This window comes from Sulfurimonas sp. (assembly GCF_028714975.1).
GTDB lineage: Bacteria > Campylobacterota > Campylobacteria > Campylobacterales > Sulfurimonadaceae > Sulfurimonas.
In genome coordinates this window covers 26,727-48,761 of sequence record NZ_JAQTLH010000004.1, presented here as the reverse complement: position 1 = coordinate 48,761, position 22,035 = coordinate 26,727, and the positions used below count along the sequence as shown (strand labels likewise).

Below are 22,035 nucleotides of genomic sequence, written 5' to 3'. Positions count from 1 at the left end.
TTAAAATCCGCCTTCTAAATATTTTAATGAAATAGCTTTTATATAACATATGGAGTCCGTTATATTTGAGTAGTTATAATCTCCGACTCCAAAAACAAACTGATTTTCTGCATATATTAAAGTTATACCGTTACTCATATCTATATGCATAAGTTTTGAGCTATCAAGCAGTCTTGCATCGCTTATACCGTTAAATTTCAACTCTATCGTTATCCAGTCAAATGCTCTGGCACTGTCTTGTGCCGCTAGAGTGATTTTAACGGTAGTAGGAGAGACGATTTCTATGGAGCGAAACTCTGCATCTATGAAGCCATCAAATCTCTTTAAAAATGGAGTTAAATTTCTATCTAAAAGGGGTTTCATTGACAACCTGCGCACTCCATACTTCTGTCTTCTACATCTTTTGCCATTTCGGGAGATTGTGAGCGAAGATAGTAGGTAGACTTTAGTCCTAACTTCCAAGCTAACATATAGATCTCATTTAGGTACTTTCCGCTTGCTTTATCAAGAGTAATAAAGATATTTAGGCTTTGACCTTGATCTATCCATTTTTGACGAATTGCTGCGGCTTTGATTAGAACCGTTTGGTTTAAATCATATGCAGGAGTATAGTATGCCCAAGTCTCGGGAGAGAGTTCAGGCACGACAACGGGAATAAGTCCTGATAGATTTTCTTCAAACCACTTTCGCTTAAATACCGGCTCAATTGCCTGAGTAGTTCCGGTTAATATAGAGATAGAGCTTGTCGGTGCGATTGCCATCAGATAACCGTTTCTCATACCCTGCTTTTTCACTTTTGCACGAAGCTCTTCCCACTCATAAGATGAAGCAAAAAGTCCGCCGCGGTCAATAAGGTTTTTAACTTCCGCATTAGCATAGTCCATCGGCATAACACCCTTACTCCATTTAGAACCTTCAAACTCAGGATAAAATCCTTTCTCAAGTGCTATGTCGGAAGATGAAGAGATAGCGTTAAAACTAACAGCTTCCATAACTTCGTCTATCTTGTCAAAATGTTCTTGGCTTCCCCAAGTTATACCTTTTTGTGCTAACATCTGAGCTTCGCCCATAACACCAAGACCTATCGCGCGGGTTTTCATGTTAGTTCGTTTTACTTTTTCAATCGGATAAAAGTTTAAGTCGATTACATTATCCAAAGCGCGGATTGCAATAGGAACAATTCTGTCAATATCCTCTTTAGTATTTATGCGGGAGAGGTTCACCGAAGCTAGATTACAAACAGCTGTGTCGCCGTTTACTTTCTCCTTTTCAACTACATAAATCTCTCTGCCGCCGAGTGAGTCAAGTGCCGTTACTTTTTTAGCCGGTTTTTGTAAACCGCTATCGACTTTTATAATCTCATCTTCTTCATAACTAACACTCTCGCCGTTTGCAAAAACAAATTTTACTTTATAGTGGTTAGGGTTTGTGTTTTGAAAAATCTCAGTACAAAGATTAGAACTTCTTATAACACCCGTGTGGTTGTTAGGGTTTGCTCTGTTGGCATTGTCTTTAAAACATAAAAACGGACTACCGCTCTCAAAATATGATGTCAGTATCTTTTTCCAGAGATTTTTAGCTTTTATCTTCTCTTTGATTATGCTCTCGTTTGCTTCAAGCTCTCTATATCTTTTGTTAAACTCTTCACCGTAAAGCGTTGTTAACTCTCTTACATCATAAGGGTCAAAAAGCGTCCAGATACCGTCTTCTTCAACTCTCTGCATAAAGAGGTCGTTTAACCAAAGTGCCGGAAAAAGATCATGCGCACGACGGCGTTCTTCGCCTGAGTTTTTCTTCAAATCCAAAAAGTCGTTTATATCGATGTGCCACGGTTCCATGTAAACAGCGATAGCACCTTTTCGTGTACCCAACTGATCAACCGCAACTGCTATGTCGTTTGTGATTTTTAGAAACGGAATAGTTCCGCCCGCTGCATTTTTATGTCCGTCGATGTATGAGCCCATTGAACGAACATTTGTCCAATCCCAGCCGATCCCTCCGCCGAATTTTGAGAGCATCGCCATCTCAGCGTAAGAGTCGAATATCCCCTCTATATTATCAGGAGTTGAACCGATATAACATGAGCTTAGTTGATGTCTTGTTGTTCTTGCATTGCTTAGAGTCGGAGTTGCTAACATAACTTCAAATGTTGAAATCATGTTATAAAACTTGATAGCCCACTCCTCTCTTTTGGCTTCTCTTTGTGCTAAGAACATTGCAATCGCCATAAACATATGTTGCGGCAACTCTATGGGATTTGAGTTTCTATCTTTTATGAGGTATCTATCGTAAAGCGTTTTAACGCCTAGATAGTTAAACTGCATATCGCGCTCTGGATTTATATGTTTTTCCAGTTCTTCAAGGTTATACATCTCTTTTAAACCCAAAAGCAGTCTTCCCTCTTTTTCGCCTCTTTCAAAATAGCTCTTAAGTGAAGAGTAACCCGTAAAGCCGTTTACTTCATGATAAAGATTGAACAAAAAGAGTCTTGATGCGACAAATGTCCAGTTTGGAGCATCTATGTCTATCTTATCGACTGCAGTTTTGATAAGCGTTTGCTGTATTTCTTTAGATGTAATGCCGTCGCGAAACTGAATTTGTGCATCAACTTCTAGCTCGCTTTGAGAAACATTACTTAGACCTTCAACAGCGGCAGAAGTATATTTTTGAATTTTAGTGATATCTAGTTTTTCAGTTCTGCCGTTTCTTTTTATAATTGTTATCATTTCAACTTCCTATGAGTGTATAGAGTGCTATAAGTTTTTTATTAGACTTTCATAAATAAAAGATTAGATTCCAAACTTGATTCAGAATCTAAATTATGAAAGTCTATTTTTTGCTAAAGAAATATTAGCACAATTATGTCATTTTTACTTGAAAACTCTAGCAAAAATTTTGTCTACATTTTTAGTGTAATAGTCGTAGTTAAAACAATCTCTTATCTGCTCTTCGCTCAGACTTGCTCTTAACTCATCATCTGCCAAGAGGTGGTTTAGGTATAGGCTCTCGCCTTTTTCGTTTGTCGTAGGCTTTCCTTGTTGTATCTCTTCCCAAACTTTCATCGCATTTCTTTGAACTATGCGGTAAGCGTCTTCACGACTAACGCCTTTTAGCGGAAGTTCCAAAAGAACTCTTTGAGAAAATACTAACCCGCCTGTCAGGTTTAGATTTTTCATCATATTTTGCGGATAAACTGTTAGGTTAGCTATAACATTATTCATGCGGTGTAACATAAAATCGCTTGTTATAAAACTATCAGGAAGCCAAAATCTCTCAGTTGAAGAGTGAGATATATCTCTCTCATGCCAAAGTGCTACATTCTCCATTGCAGGTATAGCGTAAGCTCTTATCATTCTTGCCAAACCTGTTATATTTTCCGTTAGTATCGGATTGCGCTTATGCGGCATTGCCGATGAGCCTTTTTGCCCTTTTGCAAAATACTCTTCACACTCATAAACTTCGGTTCTCTGCCAGTGGCGAACTTGAATCGCAAATTTTTCAATAGAACTAGCTAAGAGTGCTAACGCCGTTGCAAGTCTTGCGTATCTGTCTCTTTGAATAACTTGATTTGAGGCAGGTGCAGGTTTTAGACCGAGTTCTTTACAAGTATACTCTTCGAGTTCAAGCGGAGCGTGAGCAAAATTTCCCATTGCTCCGCTTACTTGCCCGACACATATTACATTAAATGTTTGTTCTAAGTTCTCTAAATGTCTAGCCATCTCATCATACCAAACGGCTAACACAAGACCGAATGTTATAGGCTCGCCATGGATACCGTGGCTTCTTCCGACCATTAGAGTCATTTTATGCTCGAACGCTCTTTTTTTGATTGACTCCATAACCATTTCTACATCTTTTATAATCAGTTCCAGTGAGCTTTTCATCTGAAGTGCTACGGCGGTGTCTACCGTGTCGGAGCTTGTCATTCCGTAGTGAAACCATCTGCTCTCTTCTCCTAGTGTTTCAGACACGCTTGTAGTAAATGCAATGAGGTCATGGCGAGTAACAGCTTCTATCTCATCTATTCTTTTTATGTCAAATCCGGCATTGTCGATGATTTTTTTTGCATCATCATCAGGAATAAGACCCAGTTTGTTCCAAGCTTTTACAACCGCTTTTTCTACATCTAGCCAAGCTTGATATTTTGCCTGCATCGTCCATTTTGAACTCATCTCTTCTCTTGCGTATCTCTCTATCATTTATTCAACCTGATTATTGTAAAATTTCTCTTTTAGTAAGTTAATGATTTTACAAAAAATACGCTAATAGAAGGATTAAATATTGCCATTTGTAATTAAAAAAATGTTTGCTTCCCAAAGAGAGAGTGCTTTTCTTTTTTTCAAGCGAGAATTGGGATACTCTCAAAGAGACATTCAAAGATATATAGCAGTCGGAAGAGTTCTTGTAAACGGTATTCCGATTACGAAGCCATCAGACTATTTAGAGGGCGAATTTGAGTTTATCCATTTTGAACCGATTTCAAAAGGTTTAATGCCGCATGAAGTGCATGAAAACTTTGTAGTTTTTGACAAACCGAGCGGTATGCTTATTCATCCTCAAAATAGACATACGGAATACTCTCTTATAGATGAGCTAAAAGCTCAATTTGGAATGGATGCAAATATCGCCCATAGAATAGATCAGGAGACAAGCGGACTTGTTTTGTGTGCAAAAGATAAAAAGAGTGAAGTCGATATAAAGATGATGTTTCAAGAGAGAGATATGAAAAAGAAGTATCTTGCAATGGTTCATGGGGAGTTAAAAGATGAACTTCGTATTGATGCTCCGCTGCTTCGATATGATGATGAAAAAAGTGCTCTTGTGAGAATGGTTGTAAAAGTTGATCCAAGCGGCAAAGAGTCTTTAACATTTGTAAAACCGCTAAAATATTTTGAGCATCTAAATACAACGCTTATAGAGTGCTCCCCGCACACCGGAAGACAACATCAGATAAGAGTTCATATGTTTCATGTGAAACATCCAATCGTCGGTGATCCGGTTTACGGACAGAGTGAAGAGAACATCGTTAAATATTTAGACAGAGAGTTGGATAGAGACATAAGAGTAAAGTTAAGCGGAGCAAGAAGATTGTTGTTACATGCAAATGAGTTAGAGTTTGAGCTGTACGGTAAAAAATATAATGTGAAAAGCAGTGTGAATTTTGAAAAAGTTTGCTTTGAAAATATGGGTATAAGTGAGTAATGTTTCACATGAAACATTTATACGCAGATTTTATGTGAATAGTAAAAACAGAACTTTTATGAAAAATTTAATATTTGGATAATTAAAAGTAATAAATGGCTGCAAACCCCTAAAATAGGCACTTTAAGCTATATAAAAGTTTGCGATTTCAGGTTGTTTTTATCTAAATTTATTCTTAAAAAAACAGTAAATTTTGAAATATATAATTCTTTTTTTAAAGTGCTATTCACATTTTAGAACAATGTGTGAATACTACACAAATGAATAAAATTAGTAATATTTTTTTAGACTAAATTTTCTTTTAAGAGAAGAAATGAGATTTTTTTAAATTATTTTTTTATAAGAAAAGTAGGGTATTATTATATTTATAAACGACCTCCCTGGTGTGTTGGTCGTTTTGCTAATCAATCGCTTTTTTTATCATCCGTAGTAGCAGCTTTTATGAAGCCGATGAGACCTACCGCAAAAACAACTACCAAGAAAACAATTTGAAATATTTCGACATAACTCATTTTAACTCGTTTTGAGTTTTCTCTTTTAGCTGACCGCAAGCTGCGCTGATATCTATGCCTTTAGAGTCACGAATGGTACATAAGAGACCGTGATTTACTAGATACTCTTGAAAAGCTATCATATCGGCTCTGTTTGGTCGTTCATATTCCGTTCCCGGATATGGGTTAAAGTAGATTAGATTTACTTTTGCTTTGATGCCTGAGAGCAGTTTAACAAGCTTTTTAGCAGAAAGTAGATCATCGTTTTTATTTTTTATTACAAGATACTCAAACATAACTCTTTTTCTAGTATCTATCGGAAAGCGTTTAACCGCCTCAATAATGGATGCGATGTTGTGAGCTTTATTCATAGGTATAAGTTCAGTTCTTAGCTTATCATCGACTGCATGAAGAGATATAGCAATGTGAACGCCCAAATCCAACTCTCCGAGCTTGTCTATCTTGTTGCTTAGTCCGCTAGTTGAAACTGTTTGCCTTTTGCCTGATATGCATAAACCCTCTTCATCTTTAAAGATTTCTATTGCTTTTGCTAGATTGTCAAGATTGTCTAGAGGTTCGCCCATTCCCATATAGACGATATTTATCATTCTGTTATGTTTGTGGTTATTGTCTCTCTTTAGATTTACTACCTGCGCGACTATCTCGCCTGCTGTTAAATCTCTTGTAAATCCGCCTTTTGCCGTCAAGCAGAATGCGCACCCTACCTTACATCCTACTTGGGTAGATACGCAAATAGTGTATTTTGACTCTTGAGTTATATTTCCCTCTTCGTCCGTAATCTCTTCTTTCATTTTAAGCCAAACAGCTTCTATAGTTTTGCCGTCTTGAAGTTCAAAAAGATACTTGATGGTACCGTCGCTTGATTCCTCTTTTTTTATAATTTTAAGAGGATTTACGATAAATTTTTGGGCAAGTTCATCTTTGAGTGCTTTTGGTATATTTTTCATCTCATCGAAATTTTGTGCATAGTTATGATAAAGCCAGCCAAAAATCTGTTTAACTCTAAATGACGGTTTTATTTGAGATAGTAGCTCTTTTTGAGTAAAATCAAGTAGTGATGGTTTCATTTTGAGGTTAATTCCTTGATTCTTTTTTTTACATGCTCGCTCAAGAGTTTTTTTGCCTCTTCGTGATTTTTTATAAAATCTTCATGAGCGTTTTTGTTAGTGTAGTTTGTTATGCAAAAAACTCCGCCGGCTGGAATATCAAACTCTTGTGCTACTTTTAAAACAGCAAAAAACTCCATATTTTCTATGCCAATGCCAAGTTTTAAAAACTTTTTTGTTAGCTCTTCGTTTGTGGAGATATAGTTTGAAGAGTTGACTATAACATCTTTTTTGTTAGTTTCGTTAGCTGAGATTACATTATCCAGCGGAGTGTAAGCATTGCCTGATAAAAAACCCAACTCAATATTTGAAGCAGTTTTTGATTCGATTATGTCAAATATTTGATGCTCGCCGTAGCTCCCTGCACTTCCTATGAAAAGTAAAAATTCAGGTTTGTCAAATAGACAAAGTCTTGTTAAATTTACGGTAGTCTCAATTAGCCCTACCCCCATCGGAGTTGCAAAGTCAAATGTTTCGTTATTTCCGGCACATATAATCATAAACGAACCGGAATATTATTTGCGTGCAGATAGCGTTTGAGATCCATTATATCTATCTCTTTGTAGTGAAAGATACTTGCCGCAAGCGCAGCATCGGCACCGTGCTCAAATGCTTCTTTTATATGTTCCATTGTCCCTGCTCCGCCGCTTGCAATTACAGGGACATTGACTGCTTTGCTTATCTGCTCTGTAATATTTAACTCAAATCCGGCTTTTGTACCGTCTGCATCCATAGAAGTTAAAAGTATCTCACCGCTTCCGCGGTCTACTACCTCTTTTGCCCATTCTACGGCATCCAACCCTGTATCTACGCGCCCGCCGTTGAGATATACATGATATTTATCGCCGACTTTTTTTACATCAATTGCCGTTACGATACATTGAGAGCCAAACCTTTTTGCACCTTCGTTGATAAGTTCAGGTCTTTTGATTGCTGCCGAATTTACGCTTACTTTATCGCATCCGACATTTAAAAGTTTGTAAATATCGTCAAGTTTTCTAATGCCGCCGCCAACCGTTAGAGGTATAAAAACTTCGCGTGCGACTTGAGCGACTATATCTACGATAGTATCACGATTGTCGCTTGATGCGGTAATATCTAAAAAAGTAATCTCATCCGCACCCTCTTCGTTATATCTTTTTGCAACTTCTACGGGGTCGCCTGCATCTTTTAGTCCGACAAAGTTAACACCCTTAACAACACGCCCGTCTTTAACATCAAGACAAGGGATAATTCTTTTTGCAAAGTAGTTATTCAAAATAAAAGCCTCTGATAATATTGTAAAATTATACTTATTTATGGCTTATAGTTAGTTTTGAAGTTTTGAACTTGAAAATGTTTCACATGAAACATTTAGCAGTTAAGAATCAATATTTTGTAGTCAATCGCAACATTTGTTACGAAAAGGTCACTTTTTTTATAAATATTAACTAAGTATAAGTAAAAATAGTATAGAATGCTCCCCAATGGAAAAAATTGTAGCAAAAAAGAAATTTGGACAAAATTTCTTAAAAGATAAAACTGTTTTACAAAAAATCGTCGAAGCGATGCCCAACAACGATAATAAAATCGTAGAGATTGGGCCTGGCTTAGGTGATTTAACTAAATTTTTAGTAGATGTCAAAAGTGTAGAAGCTTTTGAGGTCGATACCGATTTGTGTAAACTGTTACAAAATAAGTTTGAAAAAGAGATCGCAACCAAGCAGCTTCACATACATTGTGGGGATGTTCTTACTGCTTGGAAGAGTGAACTTATAGAAGAGTCGTATGATTTGGTGGCAAATTTGCCATACTATATAGCGACTAATATAATTCTAAAAGCCCTCGCAGATCCAAAATGCAAAAATATACTTGTAATGGTGCAACTTGAAGTTGCAGAGAAGTTTTGTGCTCATGAGGGTGATAAAGTGTTTGGATCTTTGAGTATCATAACTCAAAGTGTTGGAGATGCACATATTGTCGTAAAGGTTCCGCCAACAGCGTTTGAACCGCAGCCAAAAATAGACTCTGCAGTTTTTTTAATACAAAAAAATAGCGATAGATGTGATGAAGATTTTGAGGATATGCTAAGAGTTGCATTTACGCAGCCTCGAAAAACTCTGATGAAAAATCTATCGGCAATGTATGAAAAAAATCTTCTTCAAGAAGCTTTTGAGAAGCTTGGATTAACACAAACGATTCGTCCTCATCAAGTCTCAACCGGCGACTATCACCAACTCTATAAACTAACAAGGAGTTTGGATGGAACAAGAGAATCAGGAAATTAACGAAAGTATTTCTCAAGAAAATCGTAAACAACATTATAAAAAACCCAACAGTAATTACAATAACAATAGCAATAAGTCGCCAAATATACAAAGTGGCAATAAAAACAAAAATGTATCAAAAAACAGCAGTCGCCGTCGTCAAAGTACGCCTATAGACGAAAAATTAAAAGCATTTGTCGAACTCAATCAAGAATCACATAAACAAAGACTCAATCCGCATTATAAATTAGATTTAAACTCAAGAGATAAAATTCGTATCACTCCGCTTGGCGGACTTGGTGAAATCGGCGGAAATATTACGGTATTTGAAACTCAAAACGAAGCAATATTGGTGGATGTAGGTATGAGCTTTCCGGATGAAGATATGCACGGTGTAGATATCTTGATACCTGATTTTTCATATATTCGTGAAATAAAAGATAAAATCAAAGCAGTTATTATTACGCATGCACACGAAGACCATATAGGTGCAATGCCGTATCTCTATAAAGAGATGCAGTTTCCTATATACGGCACGCCTCTTCCTTTAGCCATGATTGGAAATAAATTTGATGAGCATCATATAAAAGATTGCAGACAACATTTTAATCCTGTAGAAAAAAGAAAAATATATAAAATCGGTGAGGATTTTGAGGTTGAGTGGATGCATATGACACACTCAATAGTAGATTCATCATCATTGGCGATAACAACAAGTTGCGGAACGGTCATTCATACGGGTGACTTTAAAATTGACCATACTCCGGTAGACGGTTATACGGCAGATTTGCATAGACTTGCGCATTATGGAGATAGAGGCGTTCTTTGTCTGCTAAGCGACTCTACAAACTCATATAACACAAATCCGACACCGTCGGAATTAAGCGTTGCACCGGCGTTAGATAGAGTATTTGCAAAAGCTGAGGGTAGAGTTATTTTATCTACTTTTAGTTCAAATATTCACCGTGTTTATCAAGCCATCCAGTATGGTGTAAAGTATGGTCGTAAAGTTTGTGTAATCGGTCGTTCAATGGAGAGAAATATTGAAGTGGCGATGCAGTATGACTATATAAAACTGCCGAAAAATATTTTTGTAGAGCCGGAGATGGTTTCGCAAATGAATGACAAAGAAATTCTTATAGTTACAACCGGTTCACAAGGTGAAACAAGTTCGGCACTATTTAGAATGTCTATTGGAGAACATAGACATGTAAAGATTAAACCAAACGATTTGATTGTTCTCTCATCTCGCCCTATTCCGGGAAATGAAGGCTCTATCTCTGCAATGCTAAATCATCTGCAACGAGCCGGTGCTAAAGTTACAAATGAGAAAGATATCCATGTTTCAGGTCACGCTTCCATAGAGGAGCAAAAACTTATGCTTCGTTTGGTAAATCCTAAATTCTTTTTACCTATTCACGGTGAGTATAATCATGTTATGAAGCACAAAGAGACTGCTATGATGTGCGGTGTTCCTGAGAGAAATATTTATATCATGAATGACGGAGACACCGTAGAGATTGCTCCAAAATATATGAGAAAAGTAAAAACAGTTAGAACAGGAAAAGTATATATTGACAATCAAAATAATCATAAAATAGATGATGATATTGTAATTGACCGTCAAAAACTTGCTTCTGACGGAATTGTCGTAATAGTTGCTCAAATTGACGGGCAACACTCTACAATGCTATCAAAACCAAATGTTACATCATTCGGTTTAGTTGCCGATAAACAAGATAAATATTTTGCCAAAGAGATTGAAGATGTTTTAGAACACTTCCTTGTAAATATAAAAGAGGGATTGATCGAAAACCCAAGAGCATTGGAAAATGATCTTCGCCAAGTTGTTAGAAAACATATTTATAGAAAAATGAAAAAATACCCGCTAATCGTTCCTCATATTTTTGTGATGTAGCGTAAGCTTCCGATATGCATGAATCAATTCTTGCATATCTTCGATTGCTTCACTTTGTTCGCGATGACGGTCATTACAAGCGAAGCGCGGCAATCTAAAAGGTTTCGTCATCCTGAACTCGCGTGCCCTTTGGGTATGATTCAGGATCTTTCATTTTTATATCTACATAACCGTCCTCTTCCGTTATCATCGTTCCGTAAACTCGTATCTTTTTTCTCTCTTTTAGCTTGAACTCTTCTGAGTAGCCGAGATAATGGTACATCAACTCATAAACATCACCGTGACTCTCTAGTTTCTCAAGATATGTTTCTAAATTTGAATGGATTACCAACGGGACGGAGTAAATCTCTTTTTCAAACCTGTTATGCCCTGTTTTTCCGTCATGCCCTATTAACTCTCCATGGTCTGAGAGAAATATAAAAATAAAAGGCTTTTTTGAATAACTGCTTACATAGCTGATAAGTTGATTTAAAACGGCATCCGAATATTGCATAGATTTATGATATCTAAGTTCAACGGAATCGCTTCTGTCGGAGTTTTCATAGTATATATAAGGACTATGTTCGCCTTGCATCTGCAGTACTATGAAGTTTTTATCTTCTAAGAGTAAATCTTTTAAATGAAAAACAAGTTCTTTATCGTCTCTTGAACCTAATATCTTAAAAGTATCTATATGCTTTTTATGTAGATATGGTTCTATATACTTCAGGCTTTTATCATTTTGTGCAGATATAAAGGATGTTTTATACCCGTTTTTCTTTGCCAGTAAAAATAGATTGTCTTCTAAATTTATCTTTTGCGGAGATACACCGCCGTTTATGAGTAGAGGCACGGAAACATCGGTATTTGTCGCTCCGCTTTTTATGGTTTTGTATCCGTAATTTTCAAATATATCATATCTCTCTTTTAAATTTTCACGGCTTCTCATGCTCTCGCCTATCACTAAAATAATATTGTTATCGGTTTTATGTAAAGGTACTCTGTTCTTATCGTCACTCTCAGGGATATTGCCCTTCTCTTTTTTTAAAAAGATACTCTTTATGCTCTCTTTTATGAGTGAAAGTGAAGCATCATGCATTTTATCTTGAAATATAAGAAGAAAGAGTAAAAATGCAGATAGTAAAAATGTCGGTATTTTACTCTTCTCATAGCTAGTATACATTATGATAAATGAGGTTATTCCAACTATGAGCAGCGGGTAGAAAATTATGTCATAGAGGGCTGCAACACTTTCAAAAGTCTCCGTTATATGAGTAAAAAATAGATAAATATCAGTATACTGAATCTGATTTCCAAAGTAAGAGATAAAAATAAAATGAACTAGATAGAAGCTTTGGATAATAAGTATAAATATTTTAAACCGCTTTAATTTTGAAAATAGAGATACCGTTGAAAATAGCATCAAAAACTCTAAGAGCGAAAATTCAAACTCGGTTTTAAAAACTGTTAAGTATAAATAGTTTTGAAGATAGAGTAAAAATGAGATAAATAGCAGTTTGATTTGATTGCCTTTGCGTAGAAGTTTATATTTTTAAATTAAAAAAATATATTAACATATTAACTAAAATTTTTAAATCTACTAACGTCCTACTTCTATAAATATACTTCTCAGCAACTTATCGGTACCCTATCATTTATAAAAACTCTAAAAGGCATAACATTGTCAAATAAGCAAGATACAGAATTTGAAAATGCAGTAAAATATATGATGCTTCATGTCGGAGAAAATCCAAACAGAGAAGGGCTTTTAAAAACTCCGCAAAGAGTTAAAAAAGCTTATGAGTTTATTTTCGGCGGATACAAAGAGGATCCAAGAGAGATACTAAAATCTGCTCTTTTTAGCAGCTCAAACGATGAGATGGTTCTTTTAAAAGACATAGAATTTTACTCTACTTGCGAGCATCATCTTTTGCCGATTATCGGTCGTGTACATGTGGCATATATACCTGATGGCAAAGTAGTCGGTTTGTCAAAGATCCCTCGCGTCGTAAATGTTTTTGCGCGTCGTATGCAGATTCAAGAGCAGCTTACGGAACAAATCGCAGATGCGATTATGGATACGATTGTGCCAAAAGGCGTTGCAGTCGTTATTCAGGCAAGACATATGTGTATGGAGATGAGGGGGGTTGAAAAAATCAACTCAACGACAACATCTTCGGCTCTTCGCGGTCTGTTTAAAAAAGATGAGAAAACAAGAAGCGAATTTTTCTCTTTGATAAACTCTCCTAACGGTTCGCGTTATTAAACCTGCTGTAAATCAAGGAGATTTTTAATGCCTCTCTCTTCACTTAAAGAAAAAATCTCAGATAAAAAATATTCGGTCGCATTCGGTGAAATTGTTAAAATCAATGCAACCGTCATTACCGCTCGCGGATTGAAAGTCGGAATCAGCGATATAGTAAAAATCGTATCAAACGACACAAATCAAGAGACTATCGGAATGGTTACAGAGATAGACGGTATGACCTTTTTCATTACTCCTTTTAGTTTTGTTGAGGGATTTTGCTCCGGTGATAGAGTGTTTTTAGATCAAACAGGGTTAAATATTCCTGTAGACTCATCTTTGCTAGGGCGCGTGGTTGATCCTTTTATGAGACCTATTGACGGCAAAGGGAGTATAAATAACACAAAACTCTCTCCAATTATCAAAGCTCCGATTGCTGCGATGAAACGAGGAATGATAGATGAGGTTTTTAGTGTAGGAGTAAAAAGTATCGACGGGCTTTTGACATGCGGAAAAGGTCAAAAACTAGGTATTTTTGCAGGAAGCGGCGTCGGGAAGTCAACTATTATGGGAATGATAGTAAGGGGAGCGGATGCACCTATAAAAGTAGTAGCTCTTATCGGTGAGCGTGGTAGAGAAGTCCCTGAGTTTATAGAGAAAAATTTGGGCGGAAATCTGGAAAATACCGTAATAGTAGTAGCAACATCGGATGACTCTCCTTTGATGAGAAAATACGGTGCATTTGCGGCTATGAGCGTGGCGGAATTTTTTAAAGACCAAGGTTTGGATGTTTTGTTTATCATGGACTCCGTAACAAGGTTCGCCATGGCTCAAAGAGAGATAGGTTTGGCATTAGGCGAACCACCGACATCAAAGGGTTATCCGCCCTCATCCCTAACACTTCTTCCCCAACTAATGGAGCGTGCGGGAAAAGAGGAAGGCAAAGGTTCTATTACTGCCTTTTTTACGGTTCTCGTTGAGGGTGATGATATGAGTGATCCCATAGCAGACCAATCCCGCTCTATTTTAGACGGGCATATAGTACTTTCACGCGAACTTACCGATTTTGGTATCTATCCGCCGGTTCATATACTAAATTCAGCCTCTAGGGTTATGAATGACATTATTTCGCCTGAACATCTCAAGGCGGTTTTAAAATTTAGAAGACTCTATACTATTTTAAAAGAGAATGAGGTACTAATCCGAATCGGTGCGTACTTAAAAGGCAGTGACCCTGAGCTCGATGAAGCGATAAGCAAAAAGGGTGAGATGGAGAAGTTTTTAACTCAAAGCTCAACTGTTAAAAGTGAGTTTAATGATACGCTAAATGCCCTTTTTAAGATCACTAATGTTTCATAATGATTTTAGAGTGCCTCCAGCTGTCTCTTGAGGGTCTCTCTTCCATAATTTGTGTTAAAGCTAGTTTGCTCATTGAAATTTTTTCAAATTTTTTCATAATCAGGCTTATTTCATTGTCTATGCCAAATACATCAATGTAAGTATATATTATCGCCTCGGCACCTTTAAAATCTTTTCTACCCATTAAGATACCGATTCTTGTATGAAAGCTGACTCTTAATAAATCCCCGATTTTATCGCTTCTGGTATGCAAATTTATAAGTTCGCCGAGTGTTTTTTTAATATCTCTTATGTTCCCATCAAGTGCGTACTCTTCGCATTTTTTTATAAGTTTAGACCAGTGATTTTCCAGCAGCACTCCCAACTCTACGGATTTTAGATATTTATGCATGTCAAGAAGCTCATAACAACTTTTAAAATCACTCTCTTCATAAGCTTTTTGAAGAATTGAGACATATTTGTATTTTTTATGCAGCTCTTCCACTTTTTGTGCTACATGCGGGATTTCCTCTAGTGTAAGTAAGAGTTCTTTCGCTTTATCTAGCTCACCGGATTTTATATTTACCTCTATCTCCTCTAAAGTATCCTCTATCTGGTTGTTTATGGCAATATAGTTTGGAATTTGCTTAAATAGTTCATTTTTGCTCACCAGCTTGTTAATAGTTTGAAAATCTCTCTTTTGGATAGCTTTTAAGAGTTCAACAAACTCTTTGTTTTGGGTAAGCAGCAGCTTAATAAGCGGTTTTTTTGACATAGTCGTACTATATTCACTCAGCAGTGCTCTTGCACCGGCAATATTATTTTGCATCACATGTCTTTGGGCATTTACGAAAACAAGCTTAAATATTTGTTCCATTTTTTTGTATTGAACGGTTTTTTTAAGCGGTTCAAATTTGGAACAGAGGGCATAAGCTAGAGCATATTTTTTTTCTAAAAATAGAGTTTGAAATCTAAGATAGTTTTTAAACGCATAAAAAAGATCTTTTATCTTTGTTTGTTTTGATTTTACATCTTTGTAAATATCTAAAATTTGAATAGCCAAGGCGTTATTTTGGTTAATGAGTGCTTTTGTGGCATCTTCATAGTTTTTTTCAAACTTTTCTTCAAGCATTTTGTGTTCATTGGAGCCTTGAAGCATAGGCTCCCTCTCAATTAGCTCAAAAGCTTTTGCAAAAGAGCTCTGAAGTATTAGTGATTTTAATGTTGCAATTCCGGGGAGTTCAACATGCATGATGTTATTATTATCTAGTGCAACTGCTAATGAGTTTCCGTTTACTATGGCGATTTTATTTATTTTTGTATCAAATTCAATATATTTGCTGTGGGCAACTTTAAAATTTTTTATATCAACGATTGTAATTATATTGGATATGCCGCTAACCATAATATAGTTTGGGTTTGGCATTACAATAATTTGTTTAATGTTTGATAGCGGCGTAACTATGCTTTTGTAACTGTTTGTATCGGTTAGTGAAGAAATATCAATCTTTCCATCGTCTCTGCCGCATATAATGGTGTTCTCATCAATAAAGCACAAAGCATCGATACGAGCTCTATTGTGAGTAATTACACTCTTATTTGTTTGAGTATATAGATCTACTATAAAAACAGCACCGCCGTAACCGCTGCATGCAAATCTGTTTTTATAAAAAGCAAAAGCACTTACAAAATTTTTATGCTCTTTGTTTTTTGAATCTAGCAGAGACCTATCATGCGGAAAAGAGCAGAGTCTTGAGAGGAATGATGATTGAGTTATTTTATATTGAAGTACCCTGCCTTCTTTACTTCCTGCAATAATATAGTTTGAAGATAAATCAAAACTGATAATCTCTATATCTTCACCGTTTACTTCAATTGTGCAGACAACTTCTTTGGATAGTATATCGATTACATATATGACTTGATTATTTACAAAGGCAAAAAGCTCAGAGTTTGGGCTGAACGAACAAGCGTTTACAGTAGAATTAAGATAGATATTTGCAATGCTTTTTTTAATTTCACACTCATCAAAATCAAATATTTTAATTCCGTGAAGTTTGGTACTATAAGCAACTAGGGAACCGTTTAAGACTTTTAATTCGGTAATATCGGATTTGGCACTTTGGCACTCATATATCTTAAGCATTAAATATTATAGATTAAAAAAGTAGTATTTGAACTGAAAGTTAAAGGTAAGAGAGGGATTGAGCCGTAAAAACGGCTCAAATATTTTATAAATCTAATGCTTCTACTTCTTCATAAGCTTTCATAAGGTGTTTGCCCATTTGACCCTCATAGGCATCCCATTTATGGTAAGCTTTTAGTTGCTCATGAATTTCTGGTTTTATTTCATAACTCTCAACACCTGCTTTGTATGCTTTTTTAGCACCTGCAGTGATTATTTTCAAGTAATTTAAAAACGGATCTATTGTTTTGCTTATTTCACCGCTTGAGCGCCCGTGACCCGGAACATAGAGTTTATATTTTTTAAAACCGTCTTGTTTGTTTTTAATTTTCTCTAAAAGTTCGATATTGTCATGCATATTTGAAGAATCGTCAAATGCTCCGAAACGGTTGGTTATAAGATTGTCTCCTATAAAAAGCGTATTAGAGTTAACATGTTCAATCAATATATCCGTATCCGTATGGCCTTTTGCATAGTGACGCATAATAAAAGTTTGCCCGTCAACCACAACACTTTGTTTATTTACAACACCTGCAGTCGGGAAAGCAAACGGTTTAGTGCCTTCTAGGTTGCCGGTTAATCTATCCAAGATGCCGTACCAAGTCTCGGCAGAGTTATCTTTTACTTGTTCAATCATATAATCAAGAGCGTAAATAGGCACATTTGGGTACTTTTCTTGAATATTTTTATTTGCAAACCAGTGATCCCCGTGTTTGTGAGTATTAAAAACGGCAATTATCGGCTTTTTGCTTACTTTTTCAATCTCTGCAAGGATTTTTTTACCTACATTATAATTACCGCCCGGATCAATTACTATAAGCCCGTTTTTACTCTCTATAACCGCAGGGTTATTCATAAAACCTTCGTTCTCTTTACTCGGTTCTCTTTCGGGTCCATGCATAATGTAAACATTATCGTTTGCTTTTTCAAATTTATAATCACCAAGTTTTCCTAATGTAAATGCATTGAGTGATAATGAAAATATCATAGCAGCTGAAGCTAAAAATATAGCTTTTCTCATTTTATCTCCTGTTGTTGTTTGATTTATTGTGGCGGTTATTATACTTGATATAGAGTTAATAATATAAGAAAAAGTTAAAAATGTAAGTTTAAAAGAAGAAGTGAGTATAAAAATCTCACTCCGTGCAAAAAGCATGGAGTGAAGTTAAAAGTCAATTAGCAAGAAGGAACATTCCCGCTGTCGCTTCCGAATTTGTAGAAGAAATCATAAAGATGAGGAAGAGTTTTATCGTTTAAATCTTCATCACTTGCTTTTGGACAAATAGTTTTAATCTCTTTTGCAAGATTTCCACCTTTGTTAATTTCGTTCCATTGACCTTGAGTATGTTTACCGGCCATAGCTGCTCCGCTTATACCACAAGCATCTTTTAATTTTTTAGAATAAAGTTTTAGACCTTTATCAGCATCTGCACTTGCAGCTGTTGCGCCAACACTTAAAATTAATGCTGCACTTAATGCAACTTTTACGATTTTATTCATTGTATCTCCTTTTGAATTGTGATATTTTAACTTATAAAAAATAAAAATAATATTTATTATAAAATTAAAATATAATATTTATAATAAAGTGTAACAATTTGTATAGTTTGAAGTAATAAATAAGAGTTTTTTTAGTTGATTTTGCAGATAAAAATATATTTTTTTATTTAACTGTTACAAATTTAAACTTTTTGATGATGCTTATAAAAAAAGGAGAGATGTAAATATAAAAGGGAGTGTCTAAGATAACAGCAAGGAAATTCCTTGCTGTTAGAAGAAGCTTTTAGAGAGGGTAATAATTACGCTCTACCTGCAAGCATTCCGTACATAGTCATCGGTTTAAGTGCATAAACTTTTAGTAACCACCATATCCATCTCTCTTGTGTTGGGTCAAGTGGGAATGAAGGAGTTGGTTTTTTGCTCCAGTCGAATTCAGCAAGCATAACAGTGCCAAGACCTGTAATAAGTGGACAAACAGTATATCCTCCGAATTTAGCAGGTAATGTAGTTTTGCCTTCCATTGAAGCTACCATGTTTTCAACTAGTACTCTGTACTCTTTACGAGCAGAACCACCAGTTTTAGTCATTGGAAGTGCCGCAACATCTCCTAAAGACCATACATTTTTAAATTTAACATGTTGAAGAGTCTCTTTTTCAACAGGTACCCATCCTTGCTCAGAGCCAAGTGGAGATTTTGCAACTTCATCAGAAGCTTTCATTGGAGGTGTTACATGGATAAAATCGTATTTAATCGCTTTGTAATCATGTTTAGTAACCATTACATACTCATCTAGAGCTTCGTCAAATTCGCCTTTTTCTTTCCAGAACTTATCGAAAGTTGCAATTTTAGCTTCAGTATCAATTTCAACTAAGTTATGAGAGAAATTCCACTTAAAGCCTCTTTTTTCGAATTGCTTAACGATAGCAGCATTGTATTCAGGAATTCCAAATAAAGCTCCGCCGTTTGTGTTGAAAGTTAGTTCAACTTTATTAGCAACGCCAGCTTTTTCTAGGTGAGCGTGTGTAAGATACATAATTTTCATCGGAGCACCACCACATTTGATAGCAGTAGCAGGCATACTAAATAGAGCTTGAAGTTTTTCAGTACCAGTGTGAGCTTTTGCTTTTGCTACTAACTCTTGGATACCTTTCCAAGTATCTTCTGAACCGTCACGGAAATAGATTGAGTAAGCACCGTTTTTACCGATTTTTTGTCTTACAACTGAATTTTCTCCAGATGAAGTAATTACTCCCTCTAAACCTTTAATTCCGCCGTAATTTAACATAAGACCCGTAGCTACGATTAGTTGATCATAACTTACATCTTCTTTACCGTCTACCGTTACTTTGTTGTTTGCAGGATCAAAAGCAGTTACGCTCCCTTTGATAAGCTTAACGCCGCTTGGTAAAAAGTCATCTCTTTTATAGATAATATCTTCTTTCTTCCAAACACCTGCAGCTACAAGAGTTTGTCCCGGTTGGTAAGATACTGAATATTGATCAGGCTCAATTACCGTAACTTCGATATTTGATGCAGTATTTCTTATAAGTGCCGCAGTACTCATACCTGCTAGACCGCCACCAACGATAACTACTTTGCCCTTAGCGTTGCTTGATGCAGCGCTTGCAGCTGTTGTTCCAACAGTTGCACTTGCAAGTACAGATGCTGCCAACGGAGACATTGTCAAATATTTTAAAGCTTCACGGCGAGACATAATCTCAGGATGCTTGTCAACTTCTTTTAAAATCTCTTCTAAGATTTTGTTCTTTTTCATCTATTTTCCTTTTTCTGTGATAAAGTTATCAATTCTACAGCCTTGAGGCTTAAGGGAGTTTTAAATACCACTATTTTTATGAGTTTTACCCCTAATTTTGCGTTAATGTATCAAAATTTTAGTTGAGTGTTTGAATGAATAATTATATATTTTATTTATAATAAGTTAAAGTGATGATGAAAATTTTAGCTTTTTTGATAAATTTGTTACTCTGAGTTAACTTTTTACTGTTAGGAGTTTGAGAGTGAATAATAAAGGGAATTTATTCTTTAATTTTGCCGTTTTATAAGAGAAATTTATTAAAGAGCCAAAACGGCTCTTTAATTTTTTTAGTATCTATATCTGAAATATACGCGTATGTCTTGTGCAGTTTCAACAGGATCCATTCCCATTGCTTTTGCTTCAGACATACTCATTGGAGTACCTTCGTCTCCAAAGAAGCCGTTTGAACCCGTGTATTTATAATCTAAATATGTATATCTAACTTGCATAGAGAAAACATCTTTTATAATCGGTTGAGACCAGTAAGCCTCATAAGCATTACCGCGAACAGCCATTTTAGAGCCTATCATAGTATCTTCACCGTAAGTAAACGGTCTCCAATATTTTGAGCCATGGTTATACTCTAAACCGAATTTACCGCCTGTTAAGTTAGGCATCACGGCACCAATCCAGATAGATGTACCAGTCTCAGATTCATTGCTTCCAAGCATACTACTACCGGTCATATTCATAGTTCCCATACCCATCGCACTCATATTTATAGCTCTAGTATTATCTATATTTGGGTGTGATTTTGACATAGCAGCTGATGCAAAAAGAGTTGTTTCATCTAAGAAGTCACTGATTCCCTCTCCGATACCGTCAGCTTTGAAAGAGATTGCCGCACCATCCATATTACCTGTATTTTTCATTGCATAAGCAGTCGGTATTTGATTACCCATAGCATCAACAGTTATGTTTGTTGCAACTAAACCTGGAACATTAAATCCTCTATACCATGTAGTTTCAACTGAGTACTGGCCGTTGTCATACGGCACGAAGATAAATCCTGCCATATCTACATTATCTAAATTACTTCCATCTTTGGTGTAATTAGTAGGCTGATTAGAACCACCCATGCTAGGAGGAACGCCAAGATATGAAGCGGCTTGAGCAGCCCAACCTGTTGCATTTGTTAACCCACGACCAAGACAAAGTTTTGCATACATACCCGGAACATAGCTATCTAGTTTCATAGCTACGGATGCGCCGTCAAACTCCATATTTATAACATGACCCATCGGAGATTTTGCTTTAGCATCATCTTCTCTTAGGTTAGATAAGAAACCGTTTGTAGACGGGCGACGACCGACACTTGCCGTCCAGCCGATAGATCCTGTTCTAAGGTTCCACAACCAATAAGCTTCTCTTACTCTTAGAGTGTCATCTGTTAGATTTTCATTTATAACCCAGTCAAAAGTATCAAACCCAAAACCTGTTCCTCTTTGTCCGTAGCTAGCGCCGAAAGCTTTATTGTAAGCCAACTGACCCTTAAATAGCATATCTTCAGTCGGAGCATAACCCATACCTAACCATAAACGGCTTGCGTAAAGAGCATCGTTTGAAAATGTTTCTCCACTTGCAGTTTTATAGCGTAAATTATCATATGAAGTTCTAAAATCAACATTGAACTTTATATTGTTTTGCGCAGATTGTGCATTTACTTCCGATATCTTTTTATCTTGAGAAGAGTTAGTTTTTTGTAACTGCTCTATTTTTTGGTTGAGTTCATCTATCTGTTTTTGAACATCAGCATCTACCGCAAATGCCGCAGTGCTCAAAAAAGCAATAGCCGACAGCGTAACGATTTTTTTCATGTAAATCCCTTTTGTGATAATTTTATCAATGTTACAATTTTAAAGCTTAATATGGTTTTAAATATCGCGTTTATGAAATTAACTTATTTTAAAATAAAGGAATATAATAGACTTCATAACCTAGATTCTGAATCATACCCAAAGGGAACGCGAGTTCAGGATGACGGAAG

General features: G+C 36.1%; 17 protein-coding genes. 5 read left to right on the top strand and 12 right to left on the bottom strand.

Annotated features, from left to right (window positions below; translation table 11 throughout):
- From PHQ93_RS04855 to purB, 3 genes are all read right to left on the bottom strand, one after another.
- Entirely contained in the window at positions 1-363 is a 363-nt protein-coding gene (locus tag PHQ93_RS04855) for a hypothetical protein (protein ID WP_299941596.1), read from the bottom strand.
- Positions 360-2,726 (bottom strand): ribonucleoside-diphosphate reductase subunit alpha, encoded by a 2,367-nt coding sequence (locus PHQ93_RS04850; protein WP_299941593.1) that lies wholly within the window; start codon positions 2,724-2,726, stop codon positions 360-362. The genes PHQ93_RS04855 and PHQ93_RS04850 overlap by 4 nt, the downstream gene beginning before the upstream one ends.
- Before the next feature lie 144 nt (positions 2,727-2,870).
- Positions 2,871-4,199: an adenylosuccinate lyase gene (gene purB / locus PHQ93_RS04845; RefSeq protein ID WP_299941590.1), complete on the bottom strand. Its 1,329-nt coding sequence runs from the start codon at positions 4,197-4,199 to the stop codon at positions 2,871-2,873.
- 82 nt (positions 4,200-4,281) lie between these two features.
- Between purB and PHQ93_RS04840 the strand changes: the two genes are divergently transcribed.
- A complete protein-coding gene (locus PHQ93_RS04840) occupies positions 4,282-5,202 on the top strand; it encodes an RluA family pseudouridine synthase (protein WP_299941587.1) in 921 nt (306 codons plus the stop codon).
- Between the two features lie 508 nt (positions 5,203-5,710).
- Here PHQ93_RS04840 and rlmN read toward each other — a convergent pair.
- Genes rlmN through hisF form a run of 3 tightly spaced genes read right to left on the bottom strand, consistent with a single transcriptional unit; the run spans position 5,711 to position 8,078 of the window.
- On the bottom strand, positions 5,711-6,781 hold the full coding sequence (gene rlmN / locus PHQ93_RS04835; RefSeq protein WP_299941584.1) for a 23S rRNA (adenine(2503)-C(2))-methyltransferase RlmN: 1,071 nt from the start codon (positions 6,779-6,781) through the stop codon (positions 5,711-5,713).
- Complete coding sequence (locus PHQ93_RS04830; protein ID WP_299941581.1) at positions 6,778-7,320, bottom strand: purine-nucleoside phosphorylase; 543 nt, start codon at positions 7,318-7,320, stop codon at positions 6,778-6,780. The genes rlmN and PHQ93_RS04830 overlap by 4 nt, the downstream gene beginning before the upstream one ends.
- On the bottom strand, positions 7,317-8,078 hold the full coding sequence (gene hisF, locus PHQ93_RS04825) for an imidazole glycerol phosphate synthase subunit HisF (protein WP_299941578.1): 762 nt from the start codon (positions 8,076-8,078) through the stop codon (positions 7,317-7,319). The genes PHQ93_RS04830 and hisF overlap by 4 nt, the downstream gene beginning before the upstream one ends.
- Before the next feature lie 208 nt (positions 8,079-8,286).
- On the opposite strand from hisF, the gene rsmA reads away from it, so the two are divergent.
- On the top strand, positions 8,287-9,087 hold the full coding sequence (gene rsmA / locus PHQ93_RS04820; protein WP_299941575.1) for a 16S rRNA (adenine(1518)-N(6)/adenine(1519)-N(6))-dimethyltransferase RsmA: 801 nt from the start codon (positions 8,287-8,289) through the stop codon (positions 9,085-9,087).
- The gene (locus PHQ93_RS04815; RefSeq protein ID WP_299941573.1) at positions 9,062-10,984 is read left to right on the top strand and encodes a ribonuclease J; all 1,923 of its coding nucleotides are present in this window, start codon (positions 9,062-9,064) and stop codon (positions 10,982-10,984) included. Before rsmA ends, PHQ93_RS04815 begins: the two co-directional genes overlap by 26 nt.
- 94 nt (positions 10,985-11,078) lie before the next feature.
- On the opposite strand, the gene PHQ93_RS04810 is transcribed toward PHQ93_RS04815, so the two are convergent.
- Positions 11,079-12,146 (bottom strand): sulfatase-like hydrolase/transferase, encoded by a 1,068-nt coding sequence (locus PHQ93_RS04810; protein WP_299941571.1) that lies wholly within the window; start codon positions 12,144-12,146, stop codon positions 11,079-11,081.
- 498 nt (positions 12,147-12,644) lie between these two features.
- Between PHQ93_RS04810 and folE the strand changes: the two genes are divergently transcribed.
- Together folE and fliI are read left to right on the top strand one after the other, a co-directional pair.
- Entirely contained in the window at positions 12,645-13,229 is a 585-nt protein-coding gene (gene folE / locus PHQ93_RS04805; RefSeq protein ID WP_299941568.1) for a GTP cyclohydrolase I FolE, read from the top strand.
- Positions 13,230-13,256: 27 nt separating this feature from the next.
- Complete coding sequence (gene fliI, locus PHQ93_RS04800) at positions 13,257-14,567, top strand: flagellar protein export ATPase FliI (RefSeq protein ID WP_299941566.1); 1,311 nt, start codon at positions 13,257-13,259, stop codon at positions 14,565-14,567.
- Here the strand turns inward: fliI and PHQ93_RS04795 are convergent.
- The 5 genes from PHQ93_RS04795 to PHQ93_RS04775 all read right to left on the bottom strand — a co-directional run bounded on the left by PHQ93_RS04795 (position 14,554) and on the right by PHQ93_RS04775 (position 21,865).
- A complete protein-coding gene (locus PHQ93_RS04795; RefSeq protein WP_299941563.1) occupies positions 14,554-16,692 on the bottom strand; it encodes a hypothetical protein in 2,139 nt (712 codons plus the stop codon). The two genes, fliI and PHQ93_RS04795, sit on opposite strands and share 14 nt — an antisense overlap.
- Before the next feature lie 85 nt (positions 16,693-16,777).
- A complete protein-coding gene (locus PHQ93_RS04790; RefSeq protein WP_299941561.1) occupies positions 16,778-17,752 on the bottom strand; it encodes an MBL fold metallo-hydrolase in 975 nt (324 codons plus the stop codon).
- 155 nt (positions 17,753-17,907) lie between these two features.
- On the bottom strand, positions 17,908-18,231 hold the full coding sequence (locus tag PHQ93_RS04785) for a cytochrome C (protein ID WP_299941558.1): 324 nt from the start codon (positions 18,229-18,231) through the stop codon (positions 17,908-17,910).
- 299 nt (positions 18,232-18,530) lie between these two features.
- Positions 18,531-20,006 (bottom strand): FAD/NAD(P)-binding oxidoreductase, encoded by a 1,476-nt coding sequence (locus tag PHQ93_RS04780; protein ID WP_299941556.1) that lies wholly within the window; start codon positions 20,004-20,006, stop codon positions 18,531-18,533.
- Between the two features lie 329 nt (positions 20,007-20,335).
- Positions 20,336-21,865: a DUF3373 family protein gene (locus PHQ93_RS04775; RefSeq protein ID WP_299941548.1), complete on the bottom strand. Its 1,530-nt coding sequence runs from the start codon at positions 21,863-21,865 to the stop codon at positions 20,336-20,338.
- Positions 21,866-22,035 lie beyond the last annotated feature (170 nt).

What these genes read in the sequence shown, in the direction of transcription:
- PHQ93_RS04780 (WP_299941556.1), bottom strand. Translation starts at nt 20,006, where the DNA reads ATGAAAAAGAACAAAATCTTAGAAGAGATTTTAAAAGAAGTTGACAAG.
- PHQ93_RS04810 (WP_299941571.1), bottom strand. Translation starts at nt 12,146, where the DNA reads ATGTATACTAGCTATGAGAAGAGTAAAATACCGACATTTTTACTATCT.
- purB (WP_299941590.1), bottom strand. Translation starts at nt 4,199, where the DNA reads ATGATAGAGAGATACGCAAGAGAAGAGATGAGTTCAAAATGGACGATG.
- PHQ93_RS04785 (WP_299941558.1), bottom strand. Translation starts at nt 18,231, where the DNA reads ATGAATAAAATCGTAAAAGTTGCATTAAGTGCAGCATTAATTTTAAGT.
- PHQ93_RS04815 (WP_299941573.1), top strand. Translation starts at nt 9,062, where the DNA reads ATGGAACAAGAGAATCAGGAAATTAACGAAAGTATTTCTCAAGAAAAT.
- PHQ93_RS04795 (WP_299941563.1), bottom strand. Translation starts at nt 16,692, where the DNA reads ATGCTTAAGATATATGAGTGCCAAAGTGCCAAATCCGATATTACCGAA.
- PHQ93_RS04775 (WP_299941548.1), bottom strand. Translation starts at nt 21,865, where the DNA reads ATGAAAAAAATCGTTACGCTGTCGGCTATTGCTTTTTTGAGCACTGCG.
- fliI (WP_299941566.1), top strand. Translation starts at nt 13,257, where the DNA reads ATGCCTCTCTCTTCACTTAAAGAAAAAATCTCAGATAAAAAATATTCG.
- rsmA (WP_299941575.1), top strand. Translation starts at nt 8,287, where the DNA reads ATGGAAAAAATTGTAGCAAAAAAGAAATTTGGACAAAATTTCTTAAAA.
- PHQ93_RS04850 (WP_299941593.1), bottom strand. Translation starts at nt 2,726, where the DNA reads ATGATAACAATTATAAAAAGAAACGGCAGAACTGAAAAACTAGATATC.
- PHQ93_RS04790 (WP_299941561.1), bottom strand. Translation starts at nt 17,752, where the DNA reads ATGAGAAAAGCTATATTTTTAGCTTCAGCTGCTATGATATTTTCATTA.
- PHQ93_RS04855 (WP_299941596.1), bottom strand. Translation starts at nt 363, where the DNA reads ATGAAACCCCTTTTAGATAGAAATTTAACTCCATTTTTAAAGAGATTT.
- rlmN (WP_299941584.1), bottom strand. Translation starts at nt 6,781, where the DNA reads ATGAAACCATCACTACTTGATTTTACTCAAAAAGAGCTACTATCTCAA.
- PHQ93_RS04830 (WP_299941581.1), bottom strand. Translation starts at nt 7,320, where the DNA reads ATGATTATATGTGCCGGAAATAACGAAACATTTGACTTTGCAACTCCG.